Source organism: Klebsiella sp., assembly GCF_027492335.1.
GTDB classification, from domain to species: domain Bacteria; phylum Pseudomonadota; class Gammaproteobacteria; order Enterobacterales; family Enterobacteriaceae; genus Klebsiella; species Klebsiella huaxiensis.
The window spans coordinates 61,404-84,891 of sequence record NZ_JAPUEW010000100.1 but is presented as its reverse complement, the minus strand read 5'-3'; the positions used below and the strand labels follow the sequence as shown (position 1 = coordinate 84,891).

Sequence of the window (23,488 nt, the reverse complement as noted above, 5' to 3'; positions counted from 1 at the left end):
AGCGGGCCTTGATGACGTAATTTCTGCCTCGGAGGTATTTAAACAATGAATAAAATCCTGTTAGTAGATGATGACCGGGAGCTCACCTCCCTGTTAAAAGAGCTGCTCGATATGGAAGGTTTTAATGTGCTTGTTGCCCATGACGGGGAACAGGCACTGGCCCTTCTTGACGACAGCGTCGATTTACTTTTGCTTGATGTGATGATGCCGAAGAAAAACGGTATCGATACGCTCAAAGAGTTGCGTCAGACACACCAGACCCCGGTTATCATGCTAACGGCCCGCGGTAGCGAGCTGGATCGCGTTCTTGGCCTTGAGCTGGGCGCGGATGATTATTTGCCTAAGCCGTTCAACGATCGCGAGCTGGTGGCGCGTATACGCGCTATTCTGCGCCGTTCCCACTGGAGCGAGCAGCAGCAAGTGACCGAAGCCGGTTCGCCGACGCTGGAAGTGGATGCCCTAAGCCTTAACCCGGGTCGCCAGGAAGCCAGCTTCGATGGACAGACTCTGGAACTGACTGGCACCGAGTTCACTCTGCTCTACCTGCTGGCGCAGCATCTCGGCCAGGTCGTGTCGCGTGAGCACTTGAGCCAGGAAGTACTGGGCAAACGTCTAACGCCATTTGACCGCGCTATCGATATGCACATATCCAACTTGCGGCGTAAGCTGCCAGAGCGCAAAGACGGCCATCCGTGGTTTAAAACTCTGCGCGGACGCGGCTATCTGATGGTATCGGCTTCATGATTGGAAGTTTAACCGCACGCATCTTCGCTATTTTCTGGCTCACGCTGGCATTGGTGTTGATGCTGGTTCTGATGCTGCCCAAGCTGGACTCGCGCCAGATGACCGAGCTGCTGGAGAGCGAGCAACGTCAGGGCATCATGATTGAACAACACGTCGAGGCCGAGCTGGCGAACGATCCGCCGAACGACCTGATGTGGTGGCGTCGTCTGTTTCGTGCCATCGATAAGTGGGCTCCGCCGGGCCAGCGCTTGCTGCTGGTGACCAGCGAAGGACGCGTTATTGGTGCTGAACGCAACGAGATGCAGATCATCCGCAACTTTATCGGCCAGGCGGATAACGCCGACCATCCGCAGAAAAAGCGCTATGGTCGTCTGGAAATGGTCGGGCCCTTTTCCGTGCGGGATGGCGAAGATAACTACCAGCTCTATCTGATCCGCCCTGCCAACACGTCGCAATCAGACTTTATCAACCTGCTCTTTGACCGGCCGTTATTGCTGCTGATCGTTACAATGTTAGTCAGCGCCCCGTTGCTGCTATGGCTCGCATGGAGTCTGGCTAAGCCCGCGCGTAAGCTGAAAAACGCCGCCGATGAAGTCGCCCAGGGCAACTTGCGTCAACATCCGGAACTGGAAGCCGGCCCGCAGGAGTTTTTAGCCGCCGGGACCAGCTTTAACCAGATGGTGACCGCGCTGGAACGCATGATGACCAGCCAGCATCGTCTGCTGTCCGACATCTCCCACGAGCTGCGCACGCCGTTGACGCGCCTGCAGTTAGGCACCGCATTGCTGCGCCGCCGCAGTGGGGAGAGCAAAGAACTGGAGCGCATCGAAATGGAAGCGCACCGGCTGGACAGCATGATCAACGATCTACTGGTGATGTCGCGTAATCAGGCTAACAACGCGTTGGTCAGCGAGACGGTAAAAGCTAATCAGCTTTGGGGTGAAGTGCTGGATAACGCCGCATTTGAAGCCGAGCAGGTAGGGAAATCGTTCACTGTGGAGTATCCGCCAGGGCCGTGGCCGCTGTACGGTAACCCCAATGCGCTGGAAAGCGCGCTGGAAAACATCGTGCGTAACGCGTTGCGCTACTCGCATACGAAGATTTCAGTGAGCTTCTCGGTGGATAAAGACGGGATTACGGTGAACGTCGATGACGATGGTCCGGGCGTCAGTCCGGAAGATCGCGAACAGATTTTCCGTCCGTTTTACCGGACCGACGAGGCGCGCGATCGCGAGTCTGGCGGTACCGGCCTGGGGCTGGCGATTGTTGAAGCTGCGGTTCAACAGCATCGCGGTTGGGTGAAAGCCGACGACAGCCCGCTGGGCGGCTTGCGCTTAACCATCTGGCTGCCGCTATACAAACGCACCTGATGAGTTTCTCCCGGCTGCAGAGTAGCAAGGATAGGTAGCCCGGACAGGTGCGCCAGCACCGCTTCCGGGAAATTATGCCACCTTGCGCTATGCTCCCGGGGGCGGCGCCAGGCGCCTGCCCGGGCTACGGTTCACCGCCGCCATCCGGGGAAATCATTTCCCCCACAATCTCCTGGAGTTGTCTTCGATCTGCCCGCTTAAACGCCGTTTCTGCATGGTACGGCTCCAGCTCACTGACAGCCCCGCCGCCGATAGCAGGCGGTGGTACTGTTCATCATCAAACGGCATAGACCAGGCGATCGCGCCAGCCTCGTGCACGCTAACATCGCTTAGTCGGGAAACCAGCTCCAGCGGCTCATCGCCGGATACCTGCCCACCCGCTACGACACGATACAGCCAGCCGGTTTTACCGCTGTTTTGCATCAGCTGCGCCATATCGCTAACAGCAAAGTGATAGTTGAGTTTGAAGCACGGTGAACGCGGCTGCGTCACCTGAATCAGTGCCTCTCCCCAACGGAAGATATCGCCAATAAAGACGTTTTGCTCCGTAAGCCCCTCGGTCGAGAGGTTCTCACCAAACGCCGGGGCGCAGAACAGGTCCGCCTGCTGAGGCAGCTCGCGAGCCCAGTGGGCATAATGTTCACGCGGATAGTGGCACAGCGCGCGGTCCGGCCCGCCGTGAATTTTCTTCTCCGCCTGCTCATCGCCCTCAAGGCCGAGATCGCCGAGGGTTAATTCACCATCGACCTGAATTTTGCTTATTGCGCTCGGGCGGCTGCCGGGATAGTCGCGAATGCGCCCAATGTAGACATTTAGCGGATAGTGCATCTGCTGCTCCTTGCTGCGGACATAAAAAAAGCGAGCCATCAGACTCGCTTCTCGCTCAGCACAATGCAACCTTATTTTTTGGCGGCAAAACGCGCTGCGGCTTCGTCCCAGTTAACCACGTCCCAGAACGCTTTGATGTAGTCCGGGCGACGGTTCTGGAATTTCAGGTAGTAAGCGTGTTCCCACACGTCCAGACCCACAATTGGGAAACCGGAAGCACCAGAGATAGCTTCGCCCATCAGCGGGGAATCCTGGTTCGCTGTAGAAACCACAGCCAGCTTATCGCCTTTGAGCACCAGCCACGCCCAACCGGAGCCGAAACGGGTAGCAGCCGCTTTTTCAAATTCCGCTTTGAAGTTATCAACGGAACCGAAATCGCGCTCGATAGCCGCTTTCAGGTCGCCCTGCAGCGTAGTACCGGTTTTCAGGCCTTTCCAGAACAGGCTGTGGTTAGCATGGCCGCCAGCGTTGTTACGCAGAACGGTTTTTTTGTCAGCCGGCAGCTGATCCAGTTTGGTGATCAGTTCTTCAGCAGACAGGCTAGCGAATTCCGGCAGGCTTTCCAGCGCAGCGTTGGCATTGTTAACGTAGGCCTGGTGGTGTTTAGTGTGATGGATTTCCATCGTCTGCTTGTCAAAATGCGGTTCCAGGGCGTCATAAGCGTACGGCAGGGCTGGCAGTGTATAACTCATAATCATCTCCATTATTGTCGAGCGGCGGAAGGTGTTAATGCCGCGTAAGCAGTTGGTTCATTATAGTTAATTAAATGATATTGAAAACGCTTATCAATGCCGTATTTTTAATAAGGTTATAACAGACGGTTATACACGTGGTTTTGTGATGTAGAACAACGAATTAAGCTTCTGGTTGCCAAAGAAGGATGTTATGTGGCAACAGGCTGAAGGCAGTAAAACTGACCGATTTTTACACTCATCGGGTCGGAAAATGATTTATCCGATAAAAAATAGATGAGGATAGAATCAATGAATCACGCGATTACGATGGGTATTTTTTGGCATTTGATAGGTGCAGCCAGTGCAGCCTGTTTCTATGCCCCGTTCAAGAAAGTTAAACATTGGTCCTGGGAAACCATGTGGTCTATCGGCGGGATTGTCTCATGGCTGATACTCCCCTGGGCCATCAGCGCCATGCTGCTCCCTGATTTTTGGGCCTACTACGGCTCCTTTAATGCCTCCACGCTCCTGCCGGTGTTCCTGTTCGGCGCAATGTGGGGTATCGGCAATATCAACTACGGCTTGACCATGCGCTATCTCGGCATGTCGATGGGGATCGGTATCGCCATTGGCATTACGTTGATTGTCGGCACGCTAATGACCCCAATCCTCAACGGTCAATTCGATGTCTTAATTAACACTAAAGGCGGCCAAATGACGCTGCTCGGCGTGCTGGTTGCGGTGATTGGCGTGGGGATAGTCACTCGCGCAGGCCAGCTCAAAGAGCGCAAAATGGGCATCAAAGCCGAAGACTTCAACCTGAAAAAGGGGCTGGTACTGGCGGTAATGTGCGGCATTTTCTCGGCCGGCATGTCCTTTGCGATGAACGCCGCAAAACCGATGCATGAAGCCGCCGCCGCGCTCGGCGTTGACCCACTCTACACCGCGCTGCCAAGCTACGTGGTGATTATGGGCGGCGGTGCGCTGGTCAACCTCGGCTTCTGCTTTATTCGCCTGGCCAAAGTGAAAAACTTGTCGATCAAAGCCGACTTCTCGCTGGCGAAGCCGCTCATCATCAGCAATATCCTGCTTTCCGCATTAGGCGGCCTGATGTGGTACCTGCAGTTCTTCTTCTACGCCTGGGGCCACGCCAGCATTCCGGCACAATACGACTACATGAGCTGGATGCTGCATATGAGCTTCTATGTCTTGTGCGGCGGGCTGGTTGGCCTGGTGCTGAAAGAGTGGAAAAACGCTGGCCGTCGCCCGGTTGGCGTACTGAGCCTCGGCTGCGTGGTGATTATCATCGCTGCAAACATCGTCGGCCTGGGGATGGCGAACTAGCTTCATCAGGCGGCAGTGCGATTGTGCTGCCGCTTCAAGCGATAACTTGAAACACAGTTCCTAATAAAAATCACCTGCGTTTTACCTTTATAGAATCCGAAAAAAACTGCATTTTGATCTCCTCCTCATTTACCCCGTCACGATTGCCACTTTTAGCGCATCGTGGCAATAAACCAAAGGTCTTATAGCTGATAACCGCGTAATTTCGCCCTCAGAATTCATTGATAGCGAGGACAAAATGAAATTAATACGGATATTTGGGATGCTTTTGGCCAGTCTGCTGTTGCTGCCTCAAGGAGCGCAAGCGGAGACGATTCTGCGCCTGGCTTATGCGGAAAACAGCCAGCCGGTAAAAGATGCATTACGTTTTCTTGGTCAACAAATTGAGGACAAAACCCACGGTGAAGTGAAAGTTATGTACTTCCCGGACGGCCAACTTGGCGGTGAACGCGAGCTGGTTGAGCTTACCCAGGTTGGCGTGGTGGATATTACCAAAGTCTCTTCCGGCCTTATGGAAAGCTTCTCGCCGATGTACGGCGTGTTCTCATTACCTTACCTGTTTGCCAACCCGCAAGAGTATTACAAAGTGATGGACGATCCTCTGGTGATGCAGGAAGTCTATCAATCTACCGCCGCCCAGGGATTTATAGGCGTCGGCTGGTTCGACTCCGGCGCACGCAACTTCTACATGAGCAAAGGACCGATCCGCAACCTCGACGATCTGAAGGGAAAAAAGATCCGCGTTATGCAGAGCGAAACCGCCATTAAAACACTCAAACTTTTGGGAGCCTCACCCATCGCCATGAGTCAGGCGGAAGTTTATACCTCTCTGCAACAGGGTATTCTGGATGGCGCAGAAAACAACGAATTCGCCCTCACCATTGCCCGACACGGAGAAGTTGCCCGTTATTACACCTACGATATGCATACCCGTATTCCCGATATTTTATTGATGAGTTCATTGACGCTGAAAAAGTTGACGCCAGAGCAACAAAAAGTCATTGGCGAGGCGATAAAAGCATCAATTGAATTTGAAAAAATGGCCTGGGATGCGGAGATCGAAAAGACGAAACAGTCGGCAGTCAACGATTTCAAGGTCGAATTTTTCGATGTGGATCAGAAGCCTTTTCAACAAGCAGTGCAGCCTATTTATGACGAGTTAAAAACTCGCGCAGAGCTGTACTCGCTTTATCAAAAAATTCAATCCGCTAAATCCAGATAATTATGGGAAATGTTATGGAAAACTTCAGAAAAGGACTCGACAGGCTGCTCGAAATTGTCTGTTGTCTGGTACTGACCATTATGGTGGTGGTGTCGTGCTGGCAGGTTATTAGTCGCTATCTTGTGGGACGTCCCAGTACCATTACCGAAGAGCTGCTGCGTTTTATGCTGGTTTGGATTTCCATGCTCGGCATGGCCTATGTTGCCGGTAAACAGCAGCACATCAGTCTGACTCTACTGATCGATAAGGTCTCGGCAAACGTGCGCCACTGGTGGACTATCGTTTTGCAATTAACATTCATGGCGTTCTCTGCGTGGATACTGATTATTGGCGGACTGAAAATTTCCGCTATCTCCATGCTTCAGGTATCCCCGGCGCTGGGGATTCCAATGGGCAAAGTTTATTACGCACTTCCCATAGCGGGCGTTTTGATCATTATTTACAGCTTAATGAACATCTTCGACACACTACGCGCCATCCGTGCCTCCTCATTGCTCGTGGAGAATCATCATGATTGATCCAATTTCCGCCTCCCTGACATTACTTGGTGTGTTCATTGTCTTACTCGCGATGGGCGCGCCCATTGGGATCTGTATCGTTATTGCCTCCTGCAGTACGATGATGTTGGTCTTACCGTTCGATATTTCAATGTTCGCCACCGCGCAGAAAATGTTCTCCAGTCTCGATAGTTTCGCGCTGCTGGCAGTCCCATTTTTTGTTCTTTCTGGCGTCATTATGAATAGCGGCGGAATCGCCACTCGCTTGGTCAACTTCGCTAAACTCTTCACCGGTCGTCTGCCTGGCTCATTAACTTATACCAACATCGTCGGTAATATGATGTTCGGCGCTATTTCCGGCTCAGCAATCGCTGCGTCCACCTCAATCGGTGGCGTCATGGTGCCGATGAGCGCGAAAGAAGGCTATAGCCGCGCCTTTGCTTCCGCGGCCAATATCGCCTCCGCACCAACCGGGATGCTGATCCCGCCAACCACCGCTTTTATTCTCTATGCACTGGCCAGCGGCGGGACGTCGATCGCCGCGTTATTCGCCGGGGGTATGGTCGCGGGGGTGTTATGGGGGGTCGGTTGCATGATCGTCACCTGGGTTGTGGCGAAACGAAATAACTACCGCGTATTTTTTACCGTTCAGAAGGGTATGGCGCTAAAGGTTACTCTTGAAGCAGTACCAAGCCTGTTGCTGATCGTGATTATTGTCGGCGGAATCGTGCAGGGTATTTTTACCGCAATTGAAGCATCGGCAATTGCGGTGGTCTACACATTGTTACTGACCCTGTGCTACCGGACGCTATCCCTGAAAGATATGCCAACCATACTGATTCAAACGGTAGTGATGACTGGGGTGATTATGTTCCTGCTGGCTACCTCGTCAGCCATGTCCTTCTCTATGTCGATAACCAATATTCCAACCGCTCTCAGCCAGATGATTCTGGGTATATCTGAAAGCAAAGAGGTTATTTTGCTGGTGGTCACCGTCTTCCTGCTGATCATCGGTGCGTTTATGGATATTGGCCCGGCAATTCTGATTTTTACCCCGATTCTGCTGCCGATTATGGTCAAACTTGGCGTCGACCCGGTACACTTCGGTATCATCATGATCTATAACCTGGCTATCGGTACTATCACACCCCCGGTGGGTAGTGGATTATATGTCGGGGCCAGCGTCGGTAAAGTGAAGGTTGAAGAAGTAATTAAGCCTCTCATCCCTTTTTATATCTCCATCGTTGGTATTCTGTTACTCATTACTTACCTGCCAGAAATAACATTATTCCTGCCGCGTCTACTGGGCGTAATGTAATATAACGCGTAAGCAAAACCATCCGCCTTCTGTCGAAGGCGGCTTTATTTTTTAATAAGAAAAAAACGGCCATCAATCACTGATGGCCGAAAAGAAGGGAAAATAAATAATGTAACTCAAAAAATCAGAAAGTATAACCAATACCCACGCGGAAACGTGTCTGTCGTTCATCTGTTGTACTGCGTACCGAAACATTACCGACTTCTATAAATGGAGACCACTGTTCGATAATATATGCCGTACGGAAATTCATCTCATAGTTATCCTTGCCGTTATTAAATTGGTTATATTTGTCCGCTCTTTTATAAATCCCTTCCAGCGTCCAGTCGAAATTATTCCATTTATATCCAGCCCAGGCATCCATACGATTAACAGTATCATCCTCACGAGAATCAGAAGAGCGACGAACATATTCGAAACGATAGCGAGCACCTAACCACCAGCTCTCATTAAGGGTCCAGGTTGCTCGCAGGTAAGGTTTATAGTTGGAGTAGCCGTTTCCTGTTTCCAGAACAAACCCAGGCTGCCAGGCAACATCTCCCGCTTTAAACTGATAGCTGGCGGTATATTCGTTACCCTGAGTCTCCATATCATTGAAAGCTCTATCGGCATCATCACCACCAGACTTTGAAATAGCCTCAATGGCAAAACCAAAACCATTATTAAATCGATGTGATATGTAAGCACGGTCATAGTTAGCCTTGCTATCATCAAGATATTCATGACGTACATCTACATATACAGCATGAGCACTACTTACAGTAAGAGGTAGCAGTAATAAAAGCGCTTTTTTCATAAAAATATCCATATAAAATTTGCAGAGAAGTATTTAAATCAAAGCTCAACAAATAAGATAATCAATACGAAACGATGTTTCAATATCAGTTATTTTTTTAATTATAAAATGCGATTAGGCTCAAGGTTACATAATTTAATATTCTTACACCATAAGCATAAAATATAAAAAGAGCGCTTTGATATTTATCCGATAAATATTAAAAGAGTTAAATTAAATTTAAATCTATGATTTTGAAGGATTATAAAAATTCATAATACAACCAAATCATGTATTTGATAAATAAATAAAAAGAAGAACTTCTCATTATTGCCAGCTTTGTTAACTCCATGTCCATTAATAGAAGGTTTTCTTTAGAATTATATGCACACAAAAAATAATAAAGTATTTAAAAAGAAAGCAAAGAAGGTAATGGGAGAAAAAAGTGACGAGAGCTAAGAATGGTATTTACAGTACCGCCGCTCGACTGCGCTGCCGCCACTGCCCAGGCGTCATGCCAATCTCACGGTTAAACACCACCGAAAAGTAGTTACTGTCTTCAAAGCCGCACTGCATCGCCACTTCGCCAATCAGTCGTTCCGTATGCTGTAACAGATACTGAGCGTGGCAAATCCGCAGCTGGCGCAAATAGTGGTTGATGGTCATTCCCGTCTGCTGACGAAACTGCTGGCGTAGCGCGCGTTCACTGCACCCTTCCCGCTCACAAAATTTATCCAGAAAAAAAGGGCGGTTCAGGCTACCCGCCAGTTCGGTAAGCAGCTTATCGAGCAGTGCCTCGCTCTGAGTTGCTGCCAGATTATCGGTGGCATAGCGATAACGCTGGAGGATAAGCACCAGTTGAGCAAACAGCAGTTCGGCCATATCATTGGCCTGCGCATCGCTACGGCTACTCTCGTGCTCAAGTTGGGTAATCACCTGCCGGACCTGAGCCATGCCGCTGCTGCCAATTCGCCAGTGCGGGACCCACGGCGTACCGAACAGGCCGGGAATATGTGCCGCCCAGTCAAAATTAAGCCGTAACCGGTCCGGGCAATAAATGACGTTTTGCAGGACGAGATCGTTCACCGAGGCGTAGGAGTGTTTGTCTTCGGCGCGGATATAGAACAAATCGCCGCGGGTTATGCGCCACGGGCGATCGTTAAGGACGTGCAGGCCGTTTCCCCGCCACACCAGCACCAGTTCACAAAATTCATGAGTGTGTTCGGCGAAGACGTTTTGCGGATAGCGATCCGCCACCGCCACCGCCTGAGCGGGGGAAGCAAAAAATTCATTTTTGCGAAGAATCAACTGACCTGCCACTCATCAACTCCAGACGCGAAAAAACGAATCATTATTCGCGTTTATGCCTGTTAATACGTTGACTGCTCTCGCGTTACTGAAGAATCGCGTCGCGCCCCTGGCGAATATCGCGCGGGGACCAGTCAAACTCCCGGCGAAAAAGCGTCGAAAAGTGGTTACTATCGCCAAAACCACAGCGATACGCGATATCCGTCACGCTATCATCGCTATGTCGTAGCAGATGGCGGGCTTTCATCAACCGCACCCGGTTCAGATAGCGTTGCGGCGTCAGGCCAGTTTGCTGTTTTAACTGGCGGTGCAGAGTGCGCAGGGACAGCGAAAACTGCGCCGCCACCTCTTCCCAGCAGACATCTTCGGCAAAATGATCTTCCAGCCAGGCCATCAGGTGATTCAACCGCGCATCGTTATCGGCGATTCCTTCAGCAAGGCTGCTTTTACGCAGTAGCACCAGCAACTGCATAAAGAAAATCTCGCGGCTGGCGATGGAATGCATGTCCAAATCCGCACCAACGTTTTCCATCTGGCCAACAATCTGGCGAACCTGCTGCAACGCGCTTTGGTTAACTCGCCAGTGTGAGAGGTAATTCCCCTCCTGCTCCTGCGGCAGCAGTTCGTGCAGACCGGACAAAAAACGAAACGCGTCCGGCGCGCGATAAAGCACATTGGTCAGGCATAAATTATCCGTGTGCTCGTAGAGATGGCGATCGTGATCGCGAATAAAACAGACCGACCCGCCGCTGATGGTGTAGGGCTGACCGTTGAAAACATGAATTCCCGTACCGTGTTCGACGATAACAATTTCATGAAAATCATGATGATGCTCAGGAAAGGCCGATTGCGGGAGCCGCGGTTCAATGGCAACAGCAGAAACGCCGGACTTGAAGAAATCCACACTGTGCAACATGGTCATAGCCGCTCCTCGAAATGAGAAAAATTATCAATCAGTGGTGCAAATAGTAATTAAGGGTCGGCAATCCGGCCTTCAATTTTTGACTACAAAGTTCGTAAAGCCTGCCGCTTTTTCAAGAAATGACGGGAAAGATCGGGAACTGCGGACAACATCACATCCCTCAGTGAGCCACTGATCAAACGAAACTGTGACCTCCCTCACGGTCACCTTTGCTTTCTTGCCAGCGGCGAATTTTCCCTGTCAGTAACAAGAAGGTGAGTCAGACGTAACTTTTTTAGACTGCTTGCAATGATTTTCACAAGGATCTTCCCATGAGTTTTCGTCATTGTGTTGCGGTTGATTTAGGCGCCTCCAGCGGGCGGGTGATGCTCGCCAGTTATGAACCCGGGCAGCAAACGCTGGCGCTGCGCGAAATTCACCGCTTTACCAATAGCCTACAGAAGGTAGATGGCTTCGACTGCTGGGATATCGATAGCCTGGAAAATGAAATTCGCTGCGGCCTGGTGAAAGTATGCGAACAGGGCATCCTGATCGATAGCATCGGCATTGATACCTGGGGCGTGGATTATGTTCTGCTGGATAAACAGGGCCAGCGAGTCGGCCTGCCGGTTTCCTATCGCGACTCCCGCACTCAGGGCCTGATGCGCCATGCCGAAGAGCAGATGGGACGTGCAGATATCTATCGCCGCAGCGGTATTCAGTTTCTGCCGTTTAACACCCTTTATCAGCTTCGCGCGCTGGTTGAACAGCAGCCGGAGCTGGTCAGCCAGGCCGCGCACGCGCTGCTGATCCCGGACTACCTTAGCTTTCGCCTGACCGGCAAAATGAACTGGGAATACACCAACGCCACCACCACACAGCTGGTCAATATCAATAGCGATAACTGGGATGAAGAGCTGCTGAACTGGACTGGCGCGCCGCGCGAATGGTTCGGTACGCCGACGCACCCGGGCAACGTTATCGGCCACTGGATTTGCCCGCAGGGAAATCATATTCCGGTAGTTGCCGTCGCCAGCCACGATACCGCCAGCGCGGTTATCGCCTCACCGTTAGCCAACAAAAACGCCGCTTATCTCTCTTCCGGCACCTGGTCGCTAATGGGCTTTGAAAGCAAAACCCCCTGCACCAGCGATGAGGCGCTAAAGGCCAACATCACCAACGAAGGCGGGGCTGAAGGTCGCTATCGGGTACTGAAAAATATTATGGGCCTGTGGCTGCTCCAGCGGGTGCTGAAAGAGCAAAACGTCGGTGACCTGTCGGCGCTGATCGCCCGCACCGCGGCGCTCCCAGCCTGCCGTTTCGTTATTGATTGCAACGACGACCGCTTTATCAACCCGGACAACATGAGCGCTGAAATTCAGGCCGCCTGCCGCGAATCCGGGCAGCCGGTTCCTGCCAGCGATGCCGAACTGGCGCGCTGCATTTTCGACAGCTTAGCGCTGCTCTACGCCCGGGTGCTCAACGAACTGTCGGCGCTTCGCGACCAGCCATTCAGTCAGTTGCATATCGTCGGCGGCGGCTGCCAGAACGAACTGCTTAACCAGCTGTGCGCCGATGCCTGCGGCATCACCGTGGTCGCTGGCCCCATTGAGGCCTCTACGCTGGGCAACATCGGCATCCAGTTAATGACCCTCGACGAGCTGCATAACGTCGATGAATTCCGTCAGGTGGTGAGGCAAAACTACGCCCTCACCACCTTTACCCCTAATCCTGAAAGTGAAATTGCCCGCTTCGTCGCGCAGTTTCAGCCACAACAGACCAAGGAGCTTTGCGCATGACCACTCAACTTGAACAAGCCTGGGAAATTGCCAAACAGCGCTACGCCAGCATCGGCGTGGACGTCGAGGAGGCCTTGCGCCAGCTGGACCGCTTGCCTGTTTCCATGCACTGCTGGCAGGGCGATGACGTCGTCGGTTTTGAAAACCCGGAAGGGAGCCTGACCGGCGGTATTCAGGCCACCGGTAACTATCCGGGCAAAGCGCGTAACGCCACCGAGCTGCGCGCTGACCTTGAGCAGGCGCTGAGCCTGATTCCAGGGCCAAAACGCCTGAACCTGCACGCGCTCTATCTGGAATCCGAAACGCCGGTACCGCGTAATGAAATCAAACCGGAGCACTTTAAAAACTGGGTCGAGTGGGCGAAAGCCAACAAGCTGGGGCTGGATTTTAACCCCTCCTGCTTCTCGCACCCACTGAGCGCCGACGGCTTTACGCTGTCGCACGCCAACGATGAAATCCGCCAGTTCTGGATCGATCACTGCAAGGCCAGCCGCCGCGTTTCCGCGTATTTCGGCGAGCAGCTGGGCACACCGTCGGTGATGAATATCTGGATCCCTGACGGCATGAAAGATATCACCGTTGACCGTTTCGCTCCGCGTCAGCGTCTGCTGAATGCGCTTGATGAAGTGATCAGTGAAAAATTCGACCCAGCGCATCACATCGACGCCGTGGAGAGCAAGCTGTTCGGTATTGGCGCAGAGAGCTACACCGTCGGCTCCAATGAGTTCTATATGGGTTACGCCACCAGCCGCCAGACCGCCCTGTGCCTGGATGCCGGCCACTTCCACCCGACGGAAGTGATCTCCGACAAAATATCCGCCGCGATGCTCTATATCCCACGCTTGCTGCTGCACGTCAGCCGCCCGGTACGCTGGGACAGCGACCACGTGGTGCTGCTGGATGACGAAACTCAGGCCATCGCCAGCGAAATTATCCGTCACGATCTGTTCGACCGCGTGCATATCGGTCTCGATTTCTTCGATGCCTCGATCAACCGCATCGCTGCGTGGGTGATTGGTACTCGCAATATGAAGAAAGCGCTGCTGCGCGCTCTGCTGGAGCCGACCGCACAGCTGCGCCAGCTGGAACTCGATGGCGATTACACCGCCCGTCTGGCGCTGCTGGAAGAGCAGAAATGTCTGCCGTGGCAGGCCATCTGGGAGATGTACTGCCAGCGTCACGATACGCCAGCAGGCAGCCAGTGGCTGGATAACGTCCGGGCTTACGAGAATGCAGTTCTGAGCCAGCGCGGGTAAACACTGGACTTTCCCCGGGTCGCGGCTGACGGCTTACCCGGGGACTCGCACGTATTTACGGTGAGGGGCTAACCCCGCACCGAATTAACAGGAAACACAAGACTATGCAGACCATTACTGACTCCTGGTTCGTCCAGGGCATGATTAAAGCCACTTCCGACGCCTGGCTGAAAGGCTGGGACGAGCGCAACGGCGGCAATCTGACGCTGCGCCTCGATGAAGCGGATATCGAACCTTATGCAGCGGATTTCCACGCTAAACCGCGCTATATCGCCCTGAGCCAGCCGATGCCGACGCTGGCTAACCAGCCGTTTATCGTGACCGGTTCCGGCAAATTCTTCCGCAACGTCCAGCTCGACCCGGCCGCTAACCTCGGCGTAGTAAAAGTCGACAGCGACGGCGCGGGATACCATATTCTGTGGGGCCTGACTCACGATGCGGTACCGACCTCCGAGCTGCCAGCGCACTTCCTGTCGCACAGCGAGCGCATCAAGCTAACCAACGGCAAAGATCGGGTGATCATGCATTGCCATGCCACCAACCTGATCGCCCTGACCTACGTGCTGGAAAACAACAGCGATCTGTTCACCCGCAAACTGTGGGAAGGCAGCACCGAATGCCTGGTGGTATTCCCGGACGGCGTCGGCATTTTACCGTGGATGGTGCCGGGCACTGACGAAATCGGCCAGGCCACCGCCGAGGCCATGCAGCAACACTCGCTGGTGCTATGGCCGTTCCACGGCGTCTTCGGCAGTGGCCCTAATCTGGACGAAACCTTCGGCCTGATCGACACCGCCGAGAAATCTGCCGAAGTGCTGGTGAAAGTCTATTCAATGGGCGGTATGAAACAAACCATCACCCGTGAAGAGCTGGTCGCCCTTGGCAAACGCTTCAATGTTCAACCAATGCAGTCCGCGTTAGACCTTTATCAATAACAACATCGCGCCCCGCTCACCGAGACGGGGCGAAACATCACCTGCAAACCCTACAAAACTGACTCATGTGGAGTAAAAGCAATGAAAATAAAGACAAGCTTGATCCTCACCGTTGCCGCCATGGCGTTGTCCGGTTCCGCTTTAGCTGAAGTTAAAATTGCCCTCGTGGCAAAATCATTGGGAAATGGATTCTTCGAAGCAGCGAACGTCGGCGCGCAGGAGGCGGCCAAAGAGTTAGGCGATGTAAAAGTTATCTATACCGGCCCGACCACCACCACGGCCGAAGCGCAGATCGAAGTGCTGAATGGATTGATCGCCCAGGGGGTGGATGCGATCGCGATTTCCGCTAACGATCCCGACGCCGTGGTGCCGGTGCTGAAAAAAGCGATGCAGCGCGGCATTAAAGTGGTCTCCTGGGACTCCGGCGTCGCGCCTGCGGGCCGCCAGATCCACCTGAATCCGTCCAACAACGCCTTGATTGGCGAAACCAACGTCAAGCTCGCCGCCGATGCGCTGAAAGCGCTGAACGTTGAAAAAGGCGATGTGGCGATTTTAAGCGCCACGCCCACCTCTACTAACCAGAACATCTGGATTGCGGAGATGAAAAAGGTGCTGCCGCAGTACCCGTCCGTCAATCTGGTGACCGTCGCCTACGGTGACGATCTGTCCGATAAAAGCTATCGCGAAGCGGTGGGCCTGCTGAAGTCATATCCGGACCTGAAAGTGATCGTCTCGCCTTCATCTGTGGGGATCGTTGCCGCCGCACAGGCGGTGAAGGACCAGGGCAAAATCGGCAAGGTGTACGTGACCGGGCTGGGGCTGCCGTCGGAAATGGCCGGGGCGATTAAGTCCGGCGCCAGCAAAAGCTTCGCCATCTGGAACCCGATTGACCTCGGCTACGCCGCCACTTACCTGGCGGATGATTTAGTCAAAGGCACAGCGACCAAAACTGAAGCCAATATGGGCAAACTGGGCAAAGTGAAGCTGGATGCCGACGGTAACGGCGCGATGGCCGAACCGTTCGTCTACGATGCCGGCAACATCGATAAGTTCTCGAAGATTTTCTAATCCCTGCTCCCTCACCCCGGCCCTCTCCCAAAGGGAGGGGCGCTAACCATTCCCTAGCCCCTTTGGGGAGAGGGTTAGGGTGAGGGGCGATTTTACGGAGAACTATCATGTCAGCATCCACCCCACTGCTGTCGCTGAAGGGCATCACTAAGGTTTTTCCCGGTGTGCGCGCCCTTGAGAACGTGCAGCTCGATCTCTGGTCCGGCAAAGTGACCGCCCTAATCGGTGAAAACGGCGCAGGCAAATCCACGCTGGTCAAAGTGATGACCGGTATTTATCAGCCCGAAGAGGGCGAAATTCTCTATAAAGCGATCCCTATCCAGCTGCCGAACCCCGAGTCGGCGCACAAGGTGGGGATCACCGCCATTCATCAGGAAACTGTGCTATTTGATGAGCTATCGGTCACTGAAAATATTTTCGTCGGTCAGTATCTGCATACCGGCCTGCTGAAAAAACTCGACTGGCCTGCGATGCACCGCAAAGCTAGCGAAATTCTCAACCGCCTTGAGGTACAGATTGACCCGCGCGCGACGCTGAAAACCCTCAGCATCGCCCAGCGCCATATGGTGGCCATTGCCCGGGCACTCTCCTTTGAAGCCCAGGTGGTGATCCTCGATGAACCGACCGCGGCGCTCTCGCAACATGAAATTCTGGAGTTTTATCAAATCGTTGAGCGCCTGAAGCAGGACGGAAAAGCGATTCTGTTTATCTCGCACAAGTTCGATGAGATTTTCGAACTGGCGGACTACTACACCATTCTGCGCGACGGCGTGTACGTCAGCTCCGGGGCGATTAACGACATCACCGAAGAGCGGATGGTGGCGATGATGGTCGGTCGCGCGATTACGCAAACCTACCCGAAAGTCGACTGTACCCCAGGGGAAACGGTGCTAGAGGTGAAAGACCTCTGCCACCCTACCGAATTTGCCCATATCAACTTCAGCCTGCGCAAAGGGGAAATTCTCGGCTTTTACGGCCTGGTGGGCGCCGGACGTACCGAGCTGATGCAGGCACTTTCCGGTGTATCGCATCCCTCTTCCGGCGAGATCGTGCTGAAGGGCAAAGCGATACGTTTTCGCCAGCCTGCCGACGCCATCAACGCCGGTATCGTCTGCGTGCCGGAAGAGCGACAGAAACAGGGGGCAATTATCGCCCTGCCGATCGCTCAGAACATCAGCCTGCCGCAGCTCAGCAAACTCAACCCTAACGGCGTGCTGAACGACGCCCGCGAATGGCGGCTGGCGGATGAGTACGCTTCGCGCCTGCAGGTCAAAGCCTTTAGCTGGCGACAGGCGGTAGAGACCCTCTCCGGCGGCAACCAGCAGAAAGTGGTGATCGGCAAATGGCTGGCGACCCATCCGGAAGTGATTATCCTCGACGAGCCGACCAAAGGTATCGATATCGGCTCCAAAGCAGCGGTGCATCAGTTTATGTCCGAGCTGGTCAGTCAGGGGCTAGCAGTGATCATGGTCTCTTCGGAGCTGCCGGAAGTCATGGGTATGGCCGACCGGATTATCGTGATGCACGAAGGGCTGATGGTCGCAGAGTATCAGGCCGGCGAGGCGACGGCGGAAACCATCGTCAGCGCCGCCAGCGGCGTCAGTCAGGAGGCCGCGTAATGGGTAAAAAACTGCTTAAACATCGTGAAGCGCTGCTGGCGGCGGTGATCATTTTGATGATCGGTGCTATCGGCAGCCGGGCACCGTCGTTCGTCTCGCCGGGTAATCTGGTGGAGATGTTTAACGACACCGCCATTCTGATAATCCTCGCCCTCGGCCAGATGATGGTGCTGCTCACCAAGGGCATCGATCTGTCGATGGCCGCCAATCTGGCACTCACTGGAATGATCGTCGCCCTGCTTAACGCCCACTATCCAGGGATTCCCGTGGTGGCGCTGCTGGTGCTGGCAACCCTGCTTGGTCTGATAATGGGGATGATTAACGGCCTGCTGGTCTGGCGGCTCGGCATCCCGGCTATCGTGGTCACGCTCGGCACCATGAGCATTTATCGGGGGATTATTTTTCTGCTTTCCAACGGCGGCTGGATTAACTCGCACCAGATGAGCGCTGACTTTCTCGGCCTGCCGCGCGCCTCGTTGTTGGGCCTGCCGCTGCTGAGCTGGTGCGCTATCGCCGCGCTATTGCTGGTGGGCTATTTCTTACGCTACAGCCGCACAGGCAGGGCCTTGTATACCGCGGGCGGCAACGCCACGGCGGCGTACTACACCGGCATTAACGCCGGGAAAATGCAGTTCGTCAGCTTCTGCCTCTCCGGCGCGCTGGCCGGGTTCTGCGGTTATCTGTGGATTTCACGCTTTGCCGTCGCCTACGTCGATGTCGCCAACGGTTTTGAACTGCAGGTGGTCGCCGCCTGCGTCATCGGCGGCATCAGCACCATGGGCGGAACCGGACGGGTGCTCGGCTGCCTGTGCGGTGCCTTATTCCTCGGCGTTATCAATAACGCGCTGCCGGTGATCGGCATTTCGCCGTTCTGGCAAATGGCGATTTCCGGCGCGGTTATCGTGATTGCGGTGCTGCTTAACGAGCGCGGCAATAAAGGGCACGGGCGGTTAATCCTGCGCAATGCGGCGTTAGCCCGGCAAAAACAGGCGGTGAAATCATGAGCAAAATGATGATGTCTGAAGAGATGAAAAATCCGCCGGTCGCGCCGTCGCCTCTGCGGCGCCTGCTGTGCTGGGAAGGATTTCTGCTGGCGGTCACTCTGGCGGTCTTTATCGGCAACGCCCTGGCTTCCCCTTATTTCCTTAATATCTGGAACCTGTCGGACGCCACGTTTAACTTCACCGAGAAAGCGATCATCGTGCTGCCAATGGCGATGCTGATTATCGCCCGCGAAATTGACCTTTCGGTGGCGTCAACGATGGCGCTGAGTTCAACGGTGATGGGCTTCTGCGCGGCGGCGGGCATGGACACGCCGCTGCTGGTGGTCATCGGGCTGGGCGTGGGGCTGTTGTGCGGCCTGTTCAACGGCATTCTGGTGACGCGCTTTAACCTGTCATCGATTGTGATCACCATCGGCACCATGAGCCTGTATCGCGGGATGACCTACATCCTGCTGGGCGATAAGGCGCTCAATCACTATCCGGATAGCTTCGCCTGGTTCGGTCAGGGCTACGTGTGGGGGGCGCTCTCTTTCGAGTTCGCGCTGTTTATCCTCCTCGCCGCCACTTTTACCTTCCTGCTGCATAAAACCAACTTTGGCCGCCGGACCTACGCCATCGGCAATAACCCAACCGGGGCCTGGTTCTCCGGGATCAACGTTAAACGCCACAACCTGATGCTGTTCGCGCTGGTTGGGTTGATGGCCGGACTGGCAGCGGTCCTGCTGACCTCAAGGCTCGGCAGTACGCGCCCGACGCTGGCGATGGGTTGGGAGCTGGCTGTGGTCACCATGGCGGTGCTCGGCGGCGTCAATATTCTCGGCGGTTCCGGCAGCATGGTGGGGGTGATTATCGCCGCCTTCCTGATGGGGCTGGTGACCTTCGGGCTGAGCCTGCTCAACGTGCCGGGCATCGTGATGTCGATCATCATCGGCGCGATGCTGATTGTGGTTATCTCGCTGCCGATTATTACCCGGCGGATGATGCAGCGAAGACGAATTTAATTTCCCCTCACCCTCAATCCCGGAGGCGGTGCTACGCACCTGTCCGGGCTACGAAATGGGCCGGGGTGAGGGGAAACGGATTTCACAAAATAGATATCAAGGAGAATTATCATGAGTTTTATGTTGGCACTTCCTAAAATCAGCCTTCACGGCGCGGGCGCAATCGGCGATATGGTCAAGCTGGTGGCGGGCAAACAGTGGGGCAAGGCGCTGATCGTCACCGACGGTCATCTGGTCAAAATGGGCCTGCTCGACAGCCTGTTCGCCACGCTGGACGCCCAGCAGATGTCTTACCATCTGTTTGACGAGGTATTCCCCAATCCAACCGAAGCGCTGGTGCAAAAAGGCTACGCGGCGTATCAGGAAGCAAACTGCGACTTTATTATCGCCTTTGGCGGCGGCAGCCCAATTGATACCGCCAAAGCGGTGAAAATCCTCACCGCTAACCCGGGGCCGTCAACCGACTACTCCGGCGTTGGCAAAGTGAAAAACGCCGGCGTGCCGCTGGTAGCAATCAACACCACTGCCGGAACGGCGGCGGAGATGACCAGCAACGCGGTGATCATCGACGCCGAACGTCAGGTTAAAGAAGTGATTATCGACCCGAATATTATCCCGGATATCGCCGTTGATGACGCCAGCGTGATGCTGGATATTCCAGCTTCCATCACCGCCGCCACCGGCATGGATGCCCTGACCCACGCCATTGAAGCTTTCGTTTCCGTGGGCGCGCACCCGCTGACCGACGCCAACGCCCTGGAAGCGATTCGCTTGATCAACCTGTGGTTGCCGAAAGCCGTGGACGACGGACACAATCTTGAAGCCCGCGAGCAGATGGCGTTTGGCCAGTATCTGGCGGGCATGGCGTTTAACAGCGCCGGTCTTGGCCTGGTGCATGCGCTGGCTCATCAACCGGGCGCTACCCACAATCTGCCGCACGGCGTGTGCAACGCTATCCTGCTGCCAATCATCGAAAACTTTAACCGCCCGAACGCCGTCGCGCGCTTTGCTCGCGTGGCGCAGGCAATGGGCGTCGAGACCCGTGGCATGAGCGATGAAGCCGCCAGCATGGAGGCGATCAACGCCATCCGCACCCTGAGCAAGCGCGTCGGTATTCCGCAGGGCTTCAGCCAGCTTGGCGTCAGCAAAGAGGACATCGAAGGCTGGCTGGACAAGGCGCTGGCCGACCCGTGTGCGCCGTGCAACCCGCGCACCGCCACCCGTGACGAAGTTCGCGAGCTGTATCTGGAGGCATTATGATCCGCAAAGCTTTCGTGATGCAGGTAAACCCTGAAGCACATGAAGAGTATCAGCGCCGCCACACGCCAATCTGGCCGGAATTGGAAGCGGTGCTGAAGGCCCACGGCGCGCACCACTACGCAATTTACCTCGATAAAGAGCGCAACCTGCTGTTCGCCACGGTGGAGATTGAATCGGAAGAACGTTGGAACGCCGTCGCCAGTACCGAAGTGTGTCAGCGCTGGTGGAAGTATATGTGTGATGTTATGCCAGCAAACCCGGATAACAGCCCGGTGAGCGCGGAGCTCAAAGAGGTGTTTTATCTGGAGTAAATCCATGGCTGCCCCGCTGCGCTCAGCGGGGCAATCTTTCAGGACGTTAGAAGAAATACTTAAATCGCAACCGCGCGCCGTAGCGGTCGTCGTCATCGCCCTGACTCAGCTTATTGTCACTATCCAAAATAGAGTAATAAGCACCGAGATAAATATTAAAGTTCTGCATATTCATCACGTTCGGGATTTGATATGAGGCATGGAAGGTATGAATATTGTAGGTACCTTCATCTTTAATCCAGCAGTCGTTATCGCAAATCACCCCGGCATAATCGCTGATTTTGTTATGCGCATAGATGTACCCCAGCTCAAAGCGTTGCCACAGCGCGTTCACCCCGGCGGTAAAATCCTTCTCGTTGCTGGCATCCATATAAGCGGTATTCAGGTTTACCACCACACCGTCCTCCGGGTCGCTTTTCAGGCCGTTCCAGGTCATGGTCAGGCCATAGCCGGTGCGGTCGGACTGATCGACAAAGTTACCCTGAGCATCGTGATAACCGTAGGCATTCTGCACCACGTTGGCTTCCATTGCCGCCGCAACGGAGAATTCATTCTTCGCCCACGACACGACAGGGCGCAGGTACGCAACGTTCTTTTTCTGCTCCATGTCGCGACCGTGGTAGCCGCCGTCGTCATACAACGAAGTGCCGTCCTCCAGCAGAGTGTTAAGCTCAAAATACCAATTATCTATCTGCTTACTCAGCAGGAAGTTGCCGCCTGCGTCAGAGCGACCACGCCCCTCTTTCATCATATAGATGTAGCCATGGCCGTCGCTGTACAGGTCGTTGGCGGTATTCCCCGAGTGCTCAACGAAAGTGTCCTGATTTAGCGGGAACATATCGTAAGCTTCAAAGCGCCCTACCTTAACCTTCCAGTCGTTCTCCCGGCCAAAGAAGAATGCGGCATCATCAAGGTTCATTGAGCCGGTCATATCCGCCAGAGGTTGAATGGAGAATCCGGCAAAATAGCCCTTGTCCATCTTACGGATGCCGTCAAAACCCAGCAGAATGCGGCCATTTAAATCCCAGTTGTCGTAGGTCGGATCGCTGCCGACATCGGCGTTGGTCATCGCCAGCAGGCCATGTTTACTTTCCGCATCCATATTAAATTCAACATCGCCATAAATTTTCAGGTCGCCATACCCGGATAATTTAAGCTCAGGAGCCGAAATATTCTTTTTACTCTCCGCCACAGGGGCCTGGCTTTTTACCGGCACCGTATTTTGTGCGACCTGCATAGAGGCATTCTGTTTATCCTGTAATTCTCGCACCAGGCTTTCCGCCACCGTCGCCCGATTTTCAGCAACAGCCAACCGCGCTTCAAGCTGTTCCATTCTTTGCTCCAGGGTCAGATGATTATTTTTAGCCACTGCCGAACCTGCTATCAAACATAAACCAATCGCTATCGATAATACTTTTTTATTCATTTTTATATTCCGGAGGTAAAAGGGGGTCAGGTGAGTAGAAAACTCACCTGTGTTTACTTCTAATTATTTATATACCCGTCATACTTCAAGTTGCTTATGTGTTGGCTACGCTCACTCGCCCCAGTCACATAGTTATCTATGCTCCTGGGGACTCCCTCCCTTGCCGCCTTTAAGCAACTCGAATTATTTAGGGAATATAAGACGGATAATTTAAATTATTATTTGATATATTATCACCCCGCAAATAGCTGATATTTATTTTTATCCTCATCGGTAATATCTCTTAATACCCGGCAAGGTATCCCGACGGCGACCACGTTTGCCGGTATTGAGCGATTAACCACGCTGCCGGCGCCAATCACCGAGTTTTTGCCGATGGTGACGCCTGGGTTGATAATCACTCCGGTGCCCAGCCAGACGCCATCTTCGATAATCACCGGTTTTGAGAACTGCTGCTGCGTATGGCGCAAGTCCGGATGCACTGGATGGCCCGCAGTAGAAATTGTTACGTTTGGCGCAAACATGACATTATTGCCAATAATAATCTCAGCATCATCAACCAACGTCAGATTGAAATTAGCGTAAAAGTTATCGCCAATAGTGGTGTGAGTTCCGTAGGCAACATTAATCGGTGGTTCTATCCAGCACTCTTTACCTATGCTCGCAAACATTCGCTTAATAATATCTTTTCTTAATTCCTGATTAAAAGGATGCGAGTGATTATATTCATAGGCCCGCGCTTTGCCCATCAGTCGTTGTTCCGGCAAACCATACCCAGAATCAAGGTATAGCTCCCCGCTGTTCATTCTTTTTTTCATATCCATAATG

General features: G+C 53.7%; 22 protein-coding genes. 15 read left to right on the top strand and 7 right to left on the bottom strand.

Annotated elements, in window-relative coordinates:
* The first annotated feature begins 45 nt into the window (after positions 1-45).
* Positions 46-744, top strand: a complete 699-nt coding sequence (gene cpxR / locus QVF11_RS28370; RefSeq protein ID WP_110276144.1) for an envelope stress response regulator transcription factor CpxR — start codon at positions 46-48, stop codon at positions 742-744.
* A complete protein-coding gene (gene cpxA, locus QVF11_RS28365) occupies positions 741-2,114 on the top strand; it encodes an envelope stress sensor histidine kinase CpxA (protein ID WP_112216335.1) in 1,374 nt (457 codons plus the stop codon). The genes cpxR and cpxA overlap by 4 nt, the downstream gene beginning before the upstream one ends.
* Before the next feature lie 153 nt (positions 2,115-2,267).
* Here cpxA and yiiM read toward each other — a convergent pair whose 3' ends face one another.
* Both yiiM and sodA read right to left on the bottom strand, forming a co-directional pair.
* The gene (gene yiiM, locus QVF11_RS28360; protein ID WP_142514971.1) at positions 2,268-2,942 is read right to left on the bottom strand and encodes a 6-hydroxyaminopurine reductase; all 675 of its coding nucleotides are present in this window, start codon (positions 2,940-2,942) and stop codon (positions 2,268-2,270) included.
* A 71-nt stretch (positions 2,943-3,013) separates the two neighbouring features.
* Positions 3,014-3,634 (bottom strand): superoxide dismutase [Mn], encoded by a 621-nt coding sequence (sodA, locus tag QVF11_RS28355; protein WP_110276139.1) that lies wholly within the window; start codon positions 3,632-3,634, stop codon positions 3,014-3,016.
* Between the two features lie 291 nt (positions 3,635-3,925).
* On the opposite strand from sodA, the gene rhaT reads away from it, so the two are divergent.
* The 4 genes from rhaT to QVF11_RS28335 all read left to right on the top strand — a co-directional run bounded on the left by rhaT (position 3,926) and on the right by QVF11_RS28335 (position 7,997).
* The gene (gene rhaT / locus QVF11_RS28350; protein ID WP_110276138.1) at positions 3,926-4,960 is read left to right on the top strand and encodes an L-rhamnose/proton symporter RhaT; all 1,035 of its coding nucleotides are present in this window, start codon (positions 3,926-3,928) and stop codon (positions 4,958-4,960) included.
* Between the two features lie 262 nt (positions 4,961-5,222).
* Positions 5,223-6,182 (top strand): TRAP transporter substrate-binding protein, encoded by a 960-nt coding sequence (locus QVF11_RS28345; RefSeq protein ID WP_376767684.1) that lies wholly within the window; start codon positions 5,223-5,225, stop codon positions 6,180-6,182.
* 14 nt (positions 6,183-6,196) lie between these two features.
* Complete coding sequence (locus QVF11_RS28340) at positions 6,197-6,700, top strand: TRAP transporter small permease (protein WP_112216332.1); 504 nt, start codon at positions 6,197-6,199, stop codon at positions 6,698-6,700.
* Positions 6,693-7,997, top strand: coding sequence for a TRAP transporter large permease (locus tag QVF11_RS28335; protein ID WP_112216331.1), 1,305 nt, complete (start codon positions 6,693-6,695; stop codon positions 7,995-7,997). The genes QVF11_RS28340 and QVF11_RS28335 overlap by 8 nt, the downstream gene beginning before the upstream one ends.
* A 124-nt stretch (positions 7,998-8,121) precedes the next feature.
* On the opposite strand, the gene QVF11_RS28330 is transcribed toward QVF11_RS28335, so the two are convergent.
* The 3 genes from QVF11_RS28330 to rhaS (QVF11_RS28320) all read right to left on the bottom strand — a co-directional run bounded on the left by QVF11_RS28330 (position 8,122) and on the right by rhaS (QVF11_RS28320) (position 11,002).
* Positions 8,122-8,793, bottom strand: a complete 672-nt coding sequence (locus QVF11_RS28330; protein ID WP_462346287.1) for an oligogalacturonate-specific porin KdgM family protein — start codon at positions 8,791-8,793, stop codon at positions 8,122-8,124.
* Positions 8,794-9,240: 447 nt separating this feature from the next.
* A complete protein-coding gene (gene rhaR / locus QVF11_RS28325) occupies positions 9,241-10,092 on the bottom strand; it encodes an HTH-type transcriptional activator RhaR (RefSeq protein ID WP_112216329.1) in 852 nt (283 codons plus the stop codon).
* 73 nt (positions 10,093-10,165) lie between these two features.
* Positions 10,166-11,002, bottom strand: coding sequence for an HTH-type transcriptional activator RhaS (gene rhaS, locus QVF11_RS28320; protein WP_112216328.1), 837 nt, complete (start codon positions 11,000-11,002; stop codon positions 10,166-10,168).
* Positions 11,003-11,313: 311 nt separating this feature from the next.
* Here rhaS (QVF11_RS28320) and rhaB point away from each other — a divergent pair, with 311 nt between their 5' ends.
* From rhaB to rhaM, 9 genes are all read left to right on the top strand, one after another.
* A complete protein-coding gene (gene rhaB, locus QVF11_RS28315; protein ID WP_287861162.1) occupies positions 11,314-12,780 on the top strand; it encodes a rhamnulokinase in 1,467 nt (488 codons plus the stop codon).
* Entirely contained in the window at positions 12,777-14,036 is a 1,260-nt protein-coding gene (gene rhaA / locus QVF11_RS28310) for an L-rhamnose isomerase (protein ID WP_142512761.1), read from the top strand. Before rhaB ends, rhaA begins: the two co-directional genes overlap by 4 nt.
* A 104-nt stretch (positions 14,037-14,140) precedes the next feature.
* Positions 14,141-14,971 carry a rhamnulose-1-phosphate aldolase gene (gene rhaD / locus QVF11_RS28305; RefSeq protein ID WP_142512760.1) on the top strand — a complete coding sequence of 277 codons (831 nt, stop codon included), beginning with the start codon at positions 14,141-14,143 and terminating at the stop codon, positions 14,969-14,971.
* Between the two features lie 81 nt (positions 14,972-15,052).
* Complete coding sequence (rhaS, locus tag QVF11_RS28300) at positions 15,053-16,039, top strand: rhamnose ABC transporter substrate-binding protein (protein ID WP_287861159.1); 987 nt, start codon at positions 15,053-15,055, stop codon at positions 16,037-16,039.
* Positions 16,040-16,146: 107 nt separating this feature from the next.
* Positions 16,147-17,658, top strand: a complete 1,512-nt coding sequence (locus QVF11_RS28295; protein WP_287861157.1) for a sugar ABC transporter ATP-binding protein — start codon at positions 16,147-16,149, stop codon at positions 17,656-17,658.
* Positions 17,658-18,662 (top strand): ABC transporter permease, encoded by a 1,005-nt coding sequence (locus QVF11_RS28290; protein ID WP_287861155.1) that lies wholly within the window; start codon positions 17,658-17,660, stop codon positions 18,660-18,662. The genes QVF11_RS28295 and QVF11_RS28290 overlap by 1 nt, the downstream gene beginning before the upstream one ends.
* Entirely contained in the window at positions 18,659-19,663 is a 1,005-nt protein-coding gene (locus QVF11_RS28285; RefSeq protein ID WP_287861153.1) for an ABC transporter permease, read from the top strand. Before QVF11_RS28290 ends, QVF11_RS28285 begins: the two co-directional genes overlap by 4 nt.
* 111 nt (positions 19,664-19,774) lie before the next feature.
* On the top strand, positions 19,775-20,923 hold the full coding sequence (fucO, locus tag QVF11_RS28280) for a lactaldehyde reductase (RefSeq protein ID WP_287861151.1): 1,149 nt from the start codon (positions 19,775-19,777) through the stop codon (positions 20,921-20,923).
* Entirely contained in the window at positions 20,920-21,234 is a 315-nt protein-coding gene (gene rhaM / locus QVF11_RS28275) for an L-rhamnose mutarotase (protein ID WP_287861149.1), read from the top strand. The genes fucO and rhaM overlap by 4 nt, the downstream gene beginning before the upstream one ends.
* A gap of 46 nt (positions 21,235-21,280) precedes the next feature.
* On the opposite strand, the gene QVF11_RS28270 is transcribed toward rhaM, so the two are convergent.
* Positions 21,281-22,660, bottom strand: coding sequence for a carbohydrate porin (locus tag QVF11_RS28270; RefSeq protein WP_287861147.1), 1,380 nt, complete (start codon positions 22,658-22,660; stop codon positions 21,281-21,283).
* A 233-nt stretch (positions 22,661-22,893) separates the two neighbouring features.
* Positions 22,894-23,484 carry a DapH/DapD/GlmU-related protein gene (locus QVF11_RS28265; protein ID WP_287861145.1) on the bottom strand — a complete coding sequence of 197 codons (591 nt, stop codon included), beginning with the start codon at positions 23,482-23,484 and terminating at the stop codon, positions 22,894-22,896.
* Positions 23,485-23,488: the final 4 nt, after the last annotated feature.

Bases quoted from the DNA above. Each gene is read 5' to 3' on its own strand.
- yiiM (WP_142514971.1), bottom strand. From the start codon at position 2,942: ATGCACTATCCGCTAAATGTCTACATTGGGCGCATTCGCGACTATCCC.
- QVF11_RS28290 (WP_287861155.1), top strand. From the start codon at position 17,658: ATGGGTAAAAAACTGCTTAAACATCGTGAAGCGCTGCTGGCGGCGGTG.
- cpxA (WP_112216335.1), top strand. From the start codon at position 741: ATGATTGGAAGTTTAACCGCACGCATCTTCGCTATTTTCTGGCTCACG.
- rhaB (WP_287861162.1), top strand. From the start codon at position 11,314: ATGAGTTTTCGTCATTGTGTTGCGGTTGATTTAGGCGCCTCCAGCGGG.
- QVF11_RS28265 (WP_287861145.1), bottom strand. From the start codon at position 23,484: ATGGATATGAAAAAAAGAATGAACAGCGGGGAGCTATACCTTGATTCT.
- QVF11_RS28285 (WP_287861153.1), top strand. From the start codon at position 18,659: ATGAGCAAAATGATGATGTCTGAAGAGATGAAAAATCCGCCGGTCGCG.
- QVF11_RS28330 (WP_462346287.1), bottom strand. From the start codon at position 8,793: ATGAAAAAAGCGCTTTTATTACTGCTACCTCTTACTGTAAGTAGTGCT.
- QVF11_RS28295 (WP_287861157.1), top strand. From the start codon at position 16,147: ATGTCAGCATCCACCCCACTGCTGTCGCTGAAGGGCATCACTAAGGTT.
- QVF11_RS28270 (WP_287861147.1), bottom strand. From the start codon at position 22,660: ATGAATAAAAAAGTATTATCGATAGCGATTGGTTTATGTTTGATAGCA.
- QVF11_RS28340 (WP_112216332.1), top strand. From the start codon at position 6,197: ATGGAAAACTTCAGAAAAGGACTCGACAGGCTGCTCGAAATTGTCTGT.
- rhaT (WP_110276138.1), top strand. From the start codon at position 3,926: ATGAATCACGCGATTACGATGGGTATTTTTTGGCATTTGATAGGTGCA.
- rhaA (WP_142512761.1), top strand. From the start codon at position 12,777: ATGACCACTCAACTTGAACAAGCCTGGGAAATTGCCAAACAGCGCTAC.
- rhaS (WP_112216328.1), bottom strand. From the start codon at position 11,002: ATGACCATGTTGCACAGTGTGGATTTCTTCAAGTCCGGCGTTTCTGCT.
- cpxR (WP_110276144.1), top strand. From the start codon at position 46: ATGAATAAAATCCTGTTAGTAGATGATGACCGGGAGCTCACCTCCCTG.
- sodA (WP_110276139.1), bottom strand. From the start codon at position 3,634: ATGAGTTATACACTGCCAGCCCTGCCGTACGCTTATGACGCCCTGGAA.
- rhaS (WP_287861159.1), top strand. From the start codon at position 15,053: ATGAAAATAAAGACAAGCTTGATCCTCACCGTTGCCGCCATGGCGTTG.
- fucO (WP_287861151.1), top strand. From the start codon at position 19,775: ATGAGTTTTATGTTGGCACTTCCTAAAATCAGCCTTCACGGCGCGGGC.
- rhaM (WP_287861149.1), top strand. From the start codon at position 20,920: ATGATCCGCAAAGCTTTCGTGATGCAGGTAAACCCTGAAGCACATGAA.
- rhaD (WP_142512760.1), top strand. From the start codon at position 14,141: ATGCAGACCATTACTGACTCCTGGTTCGTCCAGGGCATGATTAAAGCC.
- QVF11_RS28335 (WP_112216331.1), top strand. From the start codon at position 6,693: ATGATTGATCCAATTTCCGCCTCCCTGACATTACTTGGTGTGTTCATT.
- QVF11_RS28345 (WP_376767684.1), top strand. From the start codon at position 5,223: ATGCTTTTGGCCAGTCTGCTGTTGCTGCCTCAAGGAGCGCAAGCGGAG.